This window comes from Klebsiella oxytoca (assembly GCF_009707385.1).
Lineage (GTDB): Bacteria > Pseudomonadota > Gammaproteobacteria > Enterobacterales > Enterobacteriaceae > Klebsiella > Klebsiella oxytoca_C.
The window spans coordinates 624,079-637,558 of the sequence record NZ_CP046115.1 but is presented as its reverse complement, the minus strand read 5'-3'; the positions used below and the strand labels follow the sequence as shown (position 1 = coordinate 637,558).

Annotated in this window: 17 protein-coding genes and 2 pseudogenes; 4 read left to right on the top strand and 15 right to left on the bottom strand. The window is 41.4% G+C overall.

Annotated elements, in window-relative coordinates:
• Positions 1 to 2: 2 nt before the first annotated feature.
• The 9 genes and pseudogenes from GJ746_RS03010 to GJ746_RS02970 all read right to left on the bottom strand — a co-directional run bounded on the left by GJ746_RS03010 (position 3) and on the right by GJ746_RS02970 (position 4,744).
• Positions 3 to 1,175: a DNA methyltransferase gene (locus GJ746_RS03010; protein WP_154678873.1), complete on the bottom strand. Its 1,173-nt coding sequence runs from the start codon at positions 1,173 to 1,175 to the stop codon at positions 3 to 5.
• Between the two features lie 49 nt (positions 1,176 to 1,224).
• Positions 1,225 to 1,407 carry a hypothetical protein gene (locus GJ746_RS03005; protein WP_105576963.1) on the bottom strand — a complete coding sequence of 61 codons (183 nt, stop codon included), beginning with the start codon at positions 1,405 to 1,407 and terminating at the stop codon, positions 1,225 to 1,227.
• A 90-nt stretch (positions 1,408 to 1,497) separates the two neighbouring features.
• A pseudogene (locus GJ746_RS03000) lies at positions 1,498 to 1,739 on the bottom strand (restriction endonuclease subunit M); the annotation flags it as partial.
• A 114-nt stretch (positions 1,740 to 1,853) separates the two neighbouring features.
• A complete protein-coding gene (locus GJ746_RS02995; RefSeq protein WP_154678872.1) occupies positions 1,854 to 2,192 on the bottom strand; it encodes a TA system toxin CbtA family protein in 339 nt (112 codons plus the stop codon).
• A 24-nt stretch (positions 2,193 to 2,216) separates the two neighbouring features.
• Positions 2,217 to 2,567 (bottom strand): type IV toxin-antitoxin system YeeU family antitoxin, encoded by a 351-nt coding sequence (locus GJ746_RS02990; protein ID WP_154678871.1) that lies wholly within the window; start codon positions 2,565 to 2,567, stop codon positions 2,217 to 2,219.
• A gap of 24 nt (positions 2,568 to 2,591) precedes the next feature.
• A pseudogene (locus GJ746_RS02985) lies at positions 2,592 to 2,815 on the bottom strand (DUF987 domain-containing protein).
• A 14-nt stretch (positions 2,816 to 2,829) separates the two neighbouring features.
• A complete protein-coding gene (gene radC, locus GJ746_RS02980) occupies positions 2,830 to 3,315 on the bottom strand; it encodes a RadC family protein (RefSeq protein ID WP_154682627.1) in 486 nt (161 codons plus the stop codon).
• A gap of 55 nt (positions 3,316 to 3,370) precedes the next feature.
• Positions 3,371 to 3,775, bottom strand: a complete 405-nt coding sequence (locus GJ746_RS02975; protein ID WP_227852786.1) for an antirestriction protein — start codon at positions 3,773 to 3,775, stop codon at positions 3,371 to 3,373.
• Positions 3,776 to 3,922: 147 nt separating this feature from the next.
• Complete coding sequence (locus tag GJ746_RS02970) at positions 3,923 to 4,744, bottom strand: DUF932 domain-containing protein (protein WP_154678869.1); 822 nt, start codon at positions 4,742 to 4,744, stop codon at positions 3,923 to 3,925.
• A 461-nt stretch (positions 4,745 to 5,205) separates the two neighbouring features.
• Between GJ746_RS02970 and GJ746_RS02965 the strand changes: the two genes are divergently transcribed.
• Positions 5,206 to 5,829, top strand: a complete 624-nt coding sequence (locus GJ746_RS02965; protein WP_154678868.1) for an inovirus Gp2 family protein — start codon at positions 5,206 to 5,208, stop codon at positions 5,827 to 5,829.
• A gap of 118 nt (positions 5,830 to 5,947) precedes the next feature.
• Complete coding sequence (locus GJ746_RS02960) at positions 5,948 to 6,163, top strand: helix-turn-helix transcriptional regulator (RefSeq protein ID WP_154678867.1); 216 nt, start codon at positions 5,948 to 5,950, stop codon at positions 6,161 to 6,163.
• Positions 6,164 to 6,544: 381 nt separating this feature from the next.
• Here GJ746_RS02960 and GJ746_RS02955 read toward each other — a convergent pair whose 3' ends face one another.
• On the bottom strand, positions 6,545 to 8,125 hold the full coding sequence (locus GJ746_RS02955; protein WP_154678866.1) for a YfjI family protein: 1,581 nt from the start codon (positions 8,123 to 8,125) through the stop codon (positions 6,545 to 6,547).
• 288 nt (positions 8,126 to 8,413) lie between these two features.
• Here GJ746_RS02955 and GJ746_RS02950 point away from each other — a divergent pair, with 288 nt between their 5' ends.
• Together GJ746_RS02950 and GJ746_RS02945 are read left to right on the top strand one after the other, a co-directional pair.
• A complete protein-coding gene (locus GJ746_RS02950; RefSeq protein ID WP_154678865.1) occupies positions 8,414 to 9,982 on the top strand; it encodes an ATP-dependent nuclease in 1,569 nt (522 codons plus the stop codon).
• Complete coding sequence (locus GJ746_RS02945) at positions 9,967 to 10,998, top strand: AAA family ATPase (RefSeq protein WP_154678864.1); 1,032 nt, start codon at positions 9,967 to 9,969, stop codon at positions 10,996 to 10,998. Before GJ746_RS02950 ends, GJ746_RS02945 begins: the two co-directional genes overlap by 16 nt.
• Before the next feature lie 110 nt (positions 10,999 to 11,108).
• Here GJ746_RS02945 and GJ746_RS02940 read toward each other — a convergent pair whose 3' ends face one another.
• From GJ746_RS02940 to GJ746_RS02920, 5 genes are read right to left on the bottom strand one after another with little or no spacing between them, the layout of a single operon-like run.
• On the bottom strand, positions 11,109 to 11,525 hold the full coding sequence (locus GJ746_RS02940; protein ID WP_154678863.1) for a hypothetical protein: 417 nt from the start codon (positions 11,523 to 11,525) through the stop codon (positions 11,109 to 11,111).
• 26 nt (positions 11,526 to 11,551) lie between these two features.
• Positions 11,552 to 11,956 carry a hypothetical protein gene (locus tag GJ746_RS02935; protein ID WP_154678862.1) on the bottom strand — a complete coding sequence of 135 codons (405 nt, stop codon included), beginning with the start codon at positions 11,954 to 11,956 and terminating at the stop codon, positions 11,552 to 11,554.
• A gap of 16 nt (positions 11,957 to 11,972) precedes the next feature.
• On the bottom strand, positions 11,973 to 12,428 hold the full coding sequence (locus GJ746_RS02930) for a hypothetical protein (RefSeq protein WP_154678861.1): 456 nt from the start codon (positions 12,426 to 12,428) through the stop codon (positions 11,973 to 11,975).
• 56 nt (positions 12,429 to 12,484) lie between these two features.
• On the bottom strand, positions 12,485 to 12,799 hold the full coding sequence (locus GJ746_RS02925) for a hypothetical protein (protein WP_154678860.1): 315 nt from the start codon (positions 12,797 to 12,799) through the stop codon (positions 12,485 to 12,487).
• A gap of 52 nt (positions 12,800 to 12,851) precedes the next feature.
• Positions 12,852 to 13,205, bottom strand: a complete 354-nt coding sequence (locus GJ746_RS02920; protein WP_154678859.1) for a hypothetical protein — start codon at positions 13,203 to 13,205, stop codon at positions 12,852 to 12,854.
• Between the last annotated feature and the right edge of the window lie 275 nt (positions 13,206 to 13,480).

Genomic DNA, 13,480 nt, shown 5'->3' with positions numbered 1-13,480 from the left:
AATTATCTTTTCTGAAACACAAGTACGGTTTCCGTCTTTATGTTTGCATGTGAGAGATTGAAAGATTTTCTGTTTGCGTTTATAACGCGATCAAAACGAGATACATGCTCCAACCCTATTTCAGAAGCAACCAGATCAATGATGTCCCCATTATTGATAATCTTTCCGTGAATCTTTGACCGCCCCACAACGAAGCAGACAAACCCCTTTTCGACTAATACATTATCAATGAGAGAAAATACTCCTCGCATTTGATCAATAAATAGCTCAGCCGTGTGATGATTTTTTTTGAAAAAGTGTGCGCGCGCTCCGATCTCCTTTTCCTTCACTGAAAGGGGATCAAAGCCAAGCCACCACATCCGATATTTATGATAAAGCCAGTATTCATAGGCATTAGGATAAGGAGGAGAAGTAACGACCAACCCAATCGGGATATTGATATCTTCTGGCTGAACCTCAAGCGTATTTGCTTCTATAATTTGTGCTGTAGGTAAATCTTCTTTTCGCGTCGTCAACGCCTTCATAATTTTTGCTGCTGAGGCACGGAATAATTTAAAAACATCCTCATAGGAAATATTTTTATCGATAGCAGCGTACCGGGTATCGCTATCTTGATTTGAAACACGAACCAGTATTCCTGAAAGTGCCAAACGAAGCTGATCCAGCCAAGGAAGATAAACCTCGTCCGCAATCGTTGCAGCGAGAGCTCCGACGGCTAACTGGATATCAGCTTTAAACCAGTGGTCCACGTTTGGTATGTCGGGCGTTGCCAGCGATGTAATATTGCCTGAACGTCTGATAACGTCTTCAACAGCATCAATAAAGCCATCCGATAAAGGACTGGTTTTGACCCGAGATATCAGGCACGCAATTGGATTGAGATCGATACCAACAGAAGGGATACCTGCCTGTTGAGCTTCAACTAGTGTTGTTCCTGAGCCTGAAAATGGATCGAGTACACCGGTTCCCGCTGGAAGAGGTAGAGCGTTCATGAGTGCGCGGGGAATGTCACCAATAAATTTTGCGGGATATGGGTGAATCGTTTCGATTGTGGGAGTTTTTCCTCGATTCTGGAACCCCCAATCCACCTCAGCAAGTTTTTGCTGAATAGCATTGCTTCCGGTCTCAAGCTCTTGTGCTGCTACACGTGTTGAACGTTCTAAAATGGATCCCATTACTTTCTCATTTTTCAAGTTACAAAGTTTTTATTCTCGATTGATAAACTTAAATTTTATCAATTTTCTCCAAAAGTGTGGGAGGTTTATAATTGCCTTCCAGATATTGCTCTGCATTTCTCAGGAACCATTCTTTAAGTGATATGCCTTCGCTTGCCAATGCAGAGTAAAGTCTGCGCTTTACCTCTGGTTTTACTTCTATAACAATACGACCGCTGTTACCTATACTCATGTAATAACCCGCGATAATTTATGTGATATATGTGACATTACATATGTACTTATCCTACGCCAGACAACCAGATTCGTACAGTTTTTTCTTGACTAGCATCGCTTTCTCTACAAGTTGCACCAGCCGGTAGCCGAAAGCATGGCCCTGCCGCATCGCCCAATGACTCGCTATGTCGTCGCCAATTTCTGAAGTGGGCCGGGAAACGTCATTGAGCCGACAATCAACGTCTCAATCTGTTTCAGCGCAGCATCACGTCCTGTAACGATACGCTCAGCACTGGTCGAGCAAATCAGCTCATTATGATCGGTTAAAATTTCAGCTTCTGTTTGCATGGTATTTTGTCCGTAAAAAGCAAACACGCCCGCCGGGAATGGCAGGCGCATTATGCAATGAGTTAATAAGGAAAAAAGATTGGTGATGTAAATCGGGAAGACGGCTCGCAAGATTCAGCGTATCGAAGGAAGATGGCTTTGCCGTAACAGGCCGGTTGCCTGTCGCGCCCGTAAAATATCTACCGCCCGTAGATAAGGTGACTGCTCCTGACAGTTAAACCCTCTGCGATCGATACGGACCAGTTCGTACTTTTCCACCAGAAAGTTAACGGCATCAGCCAGCGTGATACCGGCGTTGATATGCTCCTGAATAACGGTTTCATCACTGAAAGGCGTGTCATTCAGGGTAAGGCCATAATGTTGCTCCAGCAGACGGGTAAGCAGCATCTGCCAGACAGCCACGGGCGACGGGCACGACTTCGCCGCCCGCTGATTTGCAGGAAGGGTTTTCATAAGGTTTCTCGTTGGGAAATTGACTTAACGTTGAGTGGGATAAATCGCGATATAAACGTAGCCGTGCGAACCAAGCGTATCGGCCTCGCAGGTCAGTCCTCTGGCATACAGCGTGACGCAGTGCTGATGGTGGATATTCAGTTCACCGCTGGTGAGCATTAACTCCAACTGTTTCATCAATACCGGGAAAGCCTGGTCAAGATGGCGTAAATCTGCATCGCAGAACTGTCCGCTAAAATTCGCACGGTCAGCCAGGTAATGCAGGCGGTTATCTTCCTGTACCAGACGGGCACCAAAACACGGGGAGATGTTGCGTCTGAGTCCCCACCAGGGTTCACTGATATCAGGCGTTGTTATCGTGTTTTTCTTCGACAAAATGTAGTCCTCCTTAATCGTGAATTAATTCAGGCTTACGTTGCGTAATACGACATACGGGCCGTTGCGGTCCTGACGGCGCTCCGCGAATACGGCGAGCACTCCGCTGATATCCTGTACTTCCCGACCATGGTAGTGGCAGATGCTGCCTGACCATTTGTATTTACCCGTGCAGAAGCGAAACAGCCGGGACACCGGGGATGCTGGCGGTATATCGCCATTGTCTGACGTTTGCTGATAATCTTCATGGCACTGTTCTCCCTTAAAGCCAGCCGCGTTCGGCAAACGAGATGACATCCATGCCGCCGACCACCAGGTGGTCCAGCAGACGGATATCCACCATGCCCAGTGCATGCTTTAGCTGCTCAGTCATCTTCCGGTCAGCATGACTGGGTTCGGCAAGCCCTGACGGGTGATTATGCGCAAGTACGGCAGCCGCAGCATTGTGCTTCAGCCCTGCCTTAACGATTTCACGCGGATGCACGGTAACAGTGCTGATGGTGCCCAGAAACAGCGTGTCGTAAGCAATAAGCCGGTGCTGGTTGTCGAGCCACAGTACGGCGAATTCCTCACGTTGCTCCTGCGTCAGTTGCAGACGAAGCCAGTCGCGTACCGAACTGCTGGTGGTGAAGGCCGCACCGGGTTCGCGTAGCTGGCGTTCCAGAATGTTCAGCGCCCGCCGGATGGTACGCTGCGCATACGGCGTCATGGCGGGGCGCGGGTGAGGATGTACTGAGGTGGGGAACATATCGGGTTGTAATGGTGCGGGTAATGTTGTCGTGTCCTGCATAGCCTGAAAGCTCCTAATCAATGAGACGCATAATGGCCTGGCATTCCGGGTGATTCAGCGCATAGTCCCGCAGACGGTAATAGTGCTCTGTCATGGCATCACATTCAGTGCGGCAGGCATGGTGGCTGTAAGCCATGAGACAGACCGCTATCCCGGCGGCTTCAGGACTAAGTTCACCGCCGTTGCCATTCATGACGTTAAACAGCGTCCAGGGCTCATTGTTATCCGCTTCCGGCACCATAAACACGCCACCGTTGCTCAGCGTATAAAAGTTCCAGATACCGCCGTGGTAGTCCGCGCAGAAGCGGTCCATCCAAGCAAAAACGGTGGGTTCAAGGATTATCCACTCCGGTATGTTGCCGAAGTGCTGCGGCCAGAAACCGATGCGGTCCTCATCAGCGACCAGTGTTGAGGTCATCAGCTGTTGAGCTGCAACAGGAACGGTTTCTTCTGGAGTGAACAGCAGCAGTGTGTTCTCAGTCATTTACGTTCTCCTTGTTCATTAATGGGTTAAATCTGTAGGGGTAATAAAAGTGTGTGGGGAGCAGTGAAGGTGCGCTGGTGGTTATTTGCTGAGGAGGGTCATCATGTTCTCTGTCATTACCCATAAAGCGCGGTTAAGTTTAACGTCACCATCGATGCCATTAATGGCACGAGTTCTGGCGCGTTTACCCTGTGCAGAACGACCGGATAAGCCACCTTTAATCAGGTTCTCCTGAATACGCTGATAGGTTGTCCAGAGATCCCCGGATTCGTCCTGCCAGCGTCGGGGAGCCAGCAACTGTAATTCGGTAACAGGTTGATGATCTCCACCAAAACGGTACGTCAGTGCTGCTTTAGCCAGTGCCTGTTGTGCTGGTGGAGGCAGCATCAGCGACTGCATGGCATCGCGTTTTTCTTCAACCTTATCGAAAATACCGAGCACCTCGTAAGCACCTTCAATTACCCTTTCAACAACGTTGCCTTTATGCGGTACGCGAACTTCACCAAAAGACTCGCCGCAAACAAGCCCGTTGCAACAAATAGCTCTGAACAAGCCCGGCAGCATCTGATAGCTACTGGAACCATCATGGCTGTTCAGCAGGATAATTTCCGGCACCTGCTTACCCGTAATTTGCCCCTCCCGGCGTAAACGCAGCATATGTTTCGTATGTTCGCGTTTTGATGCGTCGCGAACGCGGGTCTGGCAGGCAAAGAACGGTCGGAAGCCTTCCCGCTGAAGATTATCCAGCAGAGTAATTGTTGGGATATAGGTGTACCTGTCACTTCGGGATTCGTGTTTATTTTCACTGAAAACGCTGGGCACATGGCGCATCAGCTCTTCATGGGTTAATGGACGGTCGCGACGAATCTGGTTCACGCGACCAAAGCGACTGGCTAATCTCATGGATAATTCCTTATTAAAAGACATAAAAAAAGACCATGCCCCGGTGAAGGAGTATGGTCTGTCTGTAATTGATGTAGGATGTTAAGCTTGACGTTGAATTAGATAAATAAAGATCGTTCCTGATTATTCACCTTAATAATATTCAGCTGTATTTTTATGTGTGTTAAAGAACGCTAATCTACATAAAAGTTCATTAATTAACTTCAGACTTAATATTATGTGTAATTGCGCAATGAATTAATTGTTTTAGACGCTTCTTTCTTCTATTGCATTTTTTATTTTTACCGCTGACTCCATGTCGGGTTGGTAATATAATAATATAGTATAACCAATAATTAGTGCTTAATAAGTATGGATAAATAATACCTATGCAATATCTTAAATGTTATTACCAGTTGCTTGCAATAAAACATTACTCAATTCCTAATAATATTGACACGTAACAACAGAAGGGAAAGAGCATGATTAATTTAAGCAGTAATGGTCCATTAAATATAAAACACATGAAAAGAATCAAAGATACTTTAAACAAGTCACTTAGAGAATATCACCGAACAATGATACTTAGAATTGACCTGAGAATGCCAGAAAATAGCCCGTATGAAAATGACTCTACATTAATAACGCGTTTTATGGAATCACTGAAATCCCAGAAGAATGCAGACAGGTTAAATAAAATATCTCTCAGGAAAAGAACTCATCACTGTCGGATAAGATATGTGTGGGTAAGGGAGTTTAACAAAAATGGCAAGAAACATTATCATCTGGCTTTATTTTTCAATCAAGAAGCTTATGCCTATCCCGGAACATATAAACCTGACCATGAAGGTTTATATCATCACAACCTTGCATATATGATTATGGAGGCCTGGGTAAGGGCATTACATCTCGATCAAGAGGAGAGCTATCAACAGTATTATCGGCTTATCCAGTTTCCTGATAACTGTCATGCTCGTCTGAACATGTATGGCTTATCTTACCAGAATGATTATGCAGTCATCATGAACAGGCTAAGTTATCTGGCTAAAGAGTACAGTAAAGATTATTCGGACGGTAAACGTAACTTTGGTTGTTCTATAGGATAACGGGAATAAATTATTTTATTACTGACATGTGGATATTGAGAAGGAGAATACGTCAACGGTTAATCATTACAACCAACGCTTCTCCATACCTCTCAATATTTCATATGGAGACAGCCTCATGGACACCCGGAATAACAGCACTAGTCTGCTTAACGATAAAATGGTTAATATGGCTTTCATTACCAGTTTTACCGGATTGACGGATAAGTGGTTTTACAAGCTGATAAGCGAAGGAAAATTCCCTGAGCCAATTAAATTAGGCCGTAGTTCTCGCTGGTTACAAAGCGAAGTAGAAAAATGGGTTCAGGAACGAATTAATGCCTCACGGCAGTAATACTTTCTATAATGATATATACGCCCATAAAGAACACAAAAATAATAAACACCCTGTAATCATTTCAGATGCTTTAAATGTATAGGGAAGGCAAGGTTATCACCTTTCTATTAAAAACGTCTCAGGGTGGCGTACCGCTCGTTTAAAAGGCATTAATAAATGAAGTCCGTTTATTCAGAAAAATGTAATATAGAAATCAGTCTATCTGAGGAGCAGCATCATCCATTGATTGATTGAAATTTGCTCAAAAATAAATGTTTATTTAATGTTGCTAATATTTTTATATTATGTTTTAAAATGATTTTAAATGCATTATTTTCATCATAATGAAATTGCTACTCATGCTACGTAGCATGAGTAGCAAGTATAAACATACTGAATTTATTGTTTTAAATAGATCTTTTCAGTTACACTACCATTGGTGTTTCGTTGTCGATCTATCCATATCCTATCCTCTTCTTCAAGGAATTTTAGAGCTGCATTTAAGCGCCCATTATTCCTCAGATGGGAGTTGCTAATGCTTCTTCGCATATGTGATTTTATAACGAAGTGAATCTCAGGTATTTCTTTCTGATTACTTTCGGCAGCATGATCTAAATCATCAGGCATATTGGCAAAGATTCCTCCAATATTTTTTATGTTTGATAACTCTCGCTTCAGCCAGTTGTAAACATATTCAGCATCCTGTTCTGGTGTTGCCAGTTCAGTTGAAAATAAAATCATTGCCTGATTACCATAAATTCCTGCAAAATATATAGCACAGAGAAGTGTATCGCGTGATATTTCATCTTCATCACGATAATGAAAATAATGTAACAGACCTGCAAGGCGTAAGGCATTCTCTGCCAGCTTCATGAGCAATGCTTTAATAGCATTATTTTTAGGATGCGTAGAAATTTCATCCTCAATTTTTCGATAAAATGCCTCAAGTTCTGTTTGAGCATTAGCGGTAAGTTTGAGCGTCTTTGGTTTGTTGCCTTTTTGAAGTTGTTCCTTTAAATTTAATAATAAAATGTTTATTTGCTCATGAAAGCAGACTAGTTCTTTACTGTTAGCGATATTACTAGACGACAACCGTGGTGTTACTGATGACGGTATGAATGAAATTAAAAATCTTGATAAGAAACCAGAACCAGCCGCTTTTCTTCCGTGTTTTTTAAAATACTGGATAAATACATCGTATTGAACCATAAGCAACATGGTAAAATGGGCGTCATCAATTGAAAAACTCTTTTGGCTACGACGCTCAATATCAACAGGAGCACCATCCCATAACTCATTAAGAAATCCAAGATTATTTTTAGCCCGGCCTTCAAAAAACACACTTGCTTCATCTGACATTAGCCCCGCAGTAGGAATATTATCATGTAGACCTCGTTGCATCGCTTCAGGTGTTGTGTCTGTATATATCAGCTTGATTTTTTTTGGTGGCGGAGGTTGGTTAAGCGCAAGTTTTTTCAACTCATCCTGTTCAGACTGACAGTCTTCACCGTCTCCAATTTTTTGTGTTAGTCTTCTTAAAACAGATTTATTTGTGGCGTTCCACATCAGCATTTGTGCATTATGTATCAGGAGCGCATCGCTATAATTTTTCTTCTCCGTTTTTTCAAACTCAAGAAAAGGTTTCATGACCAGTGAATAAATCGTTGATTTTCTCTCACCTGAGTCGGCAATAACAAGATTATACAGGCTACATGGCTTAATTCTGCCATCAGGAAACTGAATTTCGATAAAGGCCTGACACGCCAGAGATACAGCGGAGAGTACCGTTCCTGTAATTAGCTCAATGGGAGCGCTAATGTCCCTGCATAATGCAGTAATCACATCACGCAGTACCGGAGGGAGTGAGTCAACAGGATAACCGGTGTTCTTTGCCAGTTCCCTGGAAAGGCTCATTTTCTCAGCCTCTTCGAGTGGTTCTCCCCAGGGTCTGAATGGGTACGACATCTTGTCATTAAACATAGCTTTTTGCTTGCCTCAATTTGCCAATATCTTCCGGGCAGGATAACAAAAAGAAAGAGAGAAACCATGCTTTAACGATGAAAACCTGCCCGTTGTAGGCAGTCTAAACAGCAAACATAGCCACTAATGATTCATTACCGAAATGGATGTATTGAACCAATGTGCTCATGATTACCTTTTATCAAAGGACATGACCAAAATCATTGTGTTATGGTAGTGACCGAAGACAATAATGAAACATCCTCATCTAAAACAAGAAGTAAGATATCTCAAAAGGCAGGAAAGCGGATGGCAACAATAAAAAGGTTGGTTCTAAAAAACTTCAAACGATTCAGAAATCTTGAGCTTGAGTTCGATCCCGAGCTGAATATCTTGGTTGGAGGGAATGAAGCGGGAAAAAGTTCAGTTCTCCAGGCAATTGACATAGTGCTAAACGCCAGCCGAAGTAAGGTTGAGTCACTTGGGCTTGAAACCCTCTTCAACACAGAATGCATCAAGGACTTTCTGCACAGTGAGAGAAGAATCGTCGATCTCCCTGAGCTTTTCATAGAAATATACCTCGAAGGACTTGAAGGCCATCACGAACTCGATGGCCGGAATAATAGCAAGGGAATAGATCATCTTGGTATCAAGATGGTGTGCAAACCGGTCGACGAATACACTAAAGAGATCCAGGCACTACTTGCTGACAAACATGAAAATTTCCCTTTCGAGTACTATGGCGTCCGCTTTCTAACTTTCACGGATGAAACTATCTATCCATACAAAAAACCGCTTAGGCACTTACTCATTGATAGCTCTCAGATAAATAATGAATATGCCACACGCGAATATACCCGCACTATGTACACCAGCCATGCATCTGTAGTTCAGCGTAATCTTCACAATTTTGAGTATCGCAAGGCCAAATCGGAATTTAAGAAAAGCGCCTTCAAGGCAATGAATGAAGCACTGGATAACTACAAATTTGATGTTCGCACAAGCCCGAAAGCCAATGTCGAAACGGATATCATCATTACAGAAGGTGAGATCCCAATCGACAGTAAGGGTAAAGGCCGACAGTGCTTCATAAAGACGGAGTTTGCGTTACTAAATCGCGAACACGCGCTTGATATTCTTTTGCTTGAAGAACCAGAAAACCATCTCAGCCATGTCCATATGCACAAGCTTATTGAACGCATCCGTGGTTCTGTCAAAAAGCAGCTTTTTATTGCGACGCATAGTAGCCTGATTGCGACACGCTTAAATCTTAAAAAAGTGCTGATAATGAATGAAGAAAACCCATCTCAGCCAGCTACCCTCAAAAACCTTAGTAAAGAGACAGCTGACTTTTTTATGAAGGCTCCTGACAATAATGTACTGGAACTTGCATTGTGTAAGAAGGCAATACTTTTGGAAGGTGACGCTGAATTTATCCTTATGGATAGCCTCTATAGAAACAGCACAATGGGTGTAAGCGTTGATACTGATGGTATTTATATAATCTCGGTAGACGGAACAAGCTTCAAGCGGTACCTTGAACTCGCTAAACTACTTAGCATTAAAATTGCAGTGATTCGTGATAATGACGGCGATTACGAGGGGAATTGTGTCACTAACTATGTGGAATTCACTTCTGATTCTATAAGAATTTTTGCCGATCCTGATAACGCCCGTACTACTTTTGAGATTTGTATGTATCAGGATAATAAGGGAATTTGTGACAGTCTTTTTGCTGTTGGTCGCAAAACGCTTACTGTTGAAAATTTTATGTTAAAAAATAAAACAGATGCAGCATTCCAATTGCTTGAGAAAAAGAGTGCTGACATTATCGCTCCAAACTATATTCAGCAGGCAATCTCATGGATAAGAGCGTAATATTTGCTGTTGCAGGTTCTGGCAAGACTTACCATCTTGTTGAAAGTCTTAATGAAGAAAAACGTTTCCTGATCATCACATATACGGAGTCTAATTACAGTAATTTGCGTGAAAGAATTATAAATCGATTTGGTTATTTCCCAGCTAACATTACGCTCTATACTTATTTTAAATTTCTACATGGTTTTTGCTACCGACCATTCCTTCGGTCAAACAAGAACACTATTGGCATGACATTTAAACGTCCTAAAACATATCCCCGATATAAGTTGACAGACGATCGATACTATGTGACCCCCCACCGCCAGGTTTATGCAAATCGTCTTGCTAAATTTATTGAACAATCTAATCTAATGGGAGCTGTTATTGCACGGATGGAGAAATATTTTGATACTTTCTTTGTAGATGAGGTTCAGGACTTCGCTGGTCACGATTTTAACTTTCTTAAAACTATAAGTTCTGCAAATATAAATATCACGTTTGTTGGGGACTTTTTTCAACACACATTTGATACAAGCAGAGATGGAAATGTAAACGCCAGTCTTCATAATGATTATGCCTCCTATAAAGCGGCTTTTAAAAAGGCTAACCTTAGGGTTGATACAGACAGCCTAAAAAAAAGCCGCAGATGCAGTAGGAGCGTTTGCAATTTTATTACCGAAAAGATTGGTATAGAAATTGAAGCTTACGATGACAGAGAAAGTATTATCAGGTTTGAAGATGAACCAAAGGCTGTTGCTGCTCTCTATGAAGATTCTACAAAGGTAAAACTATTCTATAAAGCACATTATAAATACTCCTGTTATTCTCAAAATTGGGGGGCATCAAAGGGAGTTGACAGTTATAATGATGTTTGTGTTGTTCTCAATCCTGCAAATGTGAAAGCCTGGAAAAATGGAAGCTTCCGAGATATCAACTCAGAAACACGTAATAAGCTATATGTTGCCTGCTCAAGGGCTAGAGGGGATATTATTTTTATTCCTGAGTCATTACTGAAAACTTATAAAATCACCTAATGCTTTTCGATAATTAATTAGTGGGAGTTATAAAATATATTACTCAGACCTGTATTGATAATAATGATTGCTATTGTCAGTACAGATCTGAGCATCAATGACTTAAACCATTAATGGAAATATTCATACGTTTTATTGACGTAGGTTTTATCTCCACTATCAAGTTCAATCTCAGCCAGAACTTTACTATAATCAGATTTCTGCACGATGAGAGCAGAATTACCAAATTTATCTTCCATTACTCCATAGATGATATTACCATTTTTGACATCAAATCCTCCAGCCATGCCTCCTCCGCGAGTAACATCGCCACTCTCTTTTTCTAAAGTAATTTCTGGTTTTCCAACAGGTCCATAAGTATATCTATAACCTTCCTCTGTTTGGCAGAGTTCTACAGCTTTAGTATGTTTCATATTATAAGCAAAGAACACAAGATTTTGCGTTTGACATCCATGCCATTTGGCAAAGGAAGAAGCGGAAAACAAAGCAACCAGAGTCAGTATTGCAACGTTGATTAATTTTTTCATGATATATATCCCTCTTAACATGTTAATTAGTCTTCAAGTAATTTAACTTGATACTGACCTTCTTTCTCATTAGTCCATGCAATCTGATAAGTAAAATCATCGGTGTGGACATTCCCGTTGTAACGCATTGTCACCCCGGCAGTACACTGCCTTAACCCAGCTTTTTTATCATATAAAGTCTCCTTGGTATCAGACACTGTAATTTTGAGATGAAGGGCATTTGAGTTATATTGCCTTAGCTTATTAATAATCATGTTTGGTATCTTTTTATCAATAAGGTTAGAATCACTACAATAAGGAAGCTCAGGGCCACGCATAAAACCGGTTATAAAATTATAAATACAGAATAAAACAAAAGCTCCGATGATAATTTTTTTGTACTTAACAAAGAAGGCCTTAACAGAGGTTGAGTTTGTTGCTTGTGTATTCATTTTATTACCCTTGAAATTATTTTCGCACTCTAACGCCAGAAATACCTTCTTCAAGAAGATTATTCCTTGTCTTAATTGTGTCTACAATACAGTTACCTGTTTGAGTAATCCTCCCTTTATCATTGCTTAATGAGAAATCAGCAACAGGGATTCCATCCAGATTTTTAGGGATATAGGAGACATACACCATTGTATTTTGATCAGTTATTCCAGATAACGAAAACTCAGCAAATTGCGTAGCAGGTATAACCACTTGCTCAACATTTTCCGAGAATTTACCAAGAATAATAACATTATCATCTGGTGAAAATTTAGGGGCACTGTATGCGATATAGATATTGTCATCATCATGAGTAATAAGCATATTGCCTCCATTTTTGAAATCACATGACAGATCTGTTACGTTTGCGAATGAAGAGCTTGCGAATAAAAAAACAGAGATAAACAGAAAACCAATATTTAGTTTCTTCATTTCTACTACCCTTTAAATAATTAAAGCCCACTGAATTTAGGAGGCGAATAAAACTACTAATACAATTGTTCTGAAACTGCCAATGCCCCAAGTAGCCAACCAATAGATTGAGGACCAATAGCCCAAAATATTTTGGCTTTGAATATTCCAATGGTACCTTCACGGGTATATATTGCATCAGGTATCAACCACTGACGAATAAAGGCACCAATTAGCATTCCAACACCTGGTCCAACCGTCAGCCAGAACAAAATTTTCACCCCATGCCAAAAACCATAAATTTTCCCTGTTGGTGTAAATAGATTAAATAATACAATAATCAGTGACAATACGAACGCGAGAATAAAATACTTTATTGCGGTATGATGCATATGGTTAGCCTCATTTTTATAAATAAAATGTCTCTACTCACGACAATCATAGTTATTCTTCACGTATACATTGCTGTAAAGAATTTCTCATATTTTGCTGAAAGTCAGAGGGTGGGGCTGTTCGTTGATCGCCAATCGCTTTCAGTAATTTTGGCGGATAAATATTACTCATCTTCTCCCAGGTGCAAGCACATACAGAACCGTTACGGGTTGCAATTTTACACCCCGTCATAAATTGTCTTTTCTCTGGCGAATCGCAACCAGTGAGCATTGCTGTGATAAGTGCAATAGAGGCGATAAGCCCCCTTCTGGAGTAAATACTTTCTGCAAAATTAATGTTCATTTGTAATCCCTTAAAAAATTGAATTTTTCCGAATTCTGTTTGTGTCCTAACAGAAGAACTCATAAGCCTTCCGATAGGTTTTTTCTAATCCCCAGGGTAAAACTCTATGGGGCTGCACCTGCTTTTGCTTCGTCTTCCATTTACTCCTTCTCTTTACTAACGAGTCCAGACGGAAATGTTGCTACGAAAGTCACTGAACGATTTTCAAAATTTCCAACAGGTAACTGCGCGATTGAATGCAAGATTTTGTGATCTTTTCAGGAAGATGAAGATGTGTAAAATTGTTAATACCGATCGAAATTTCGAAATCGATCGACACCATCTATCGGTAAAATCGA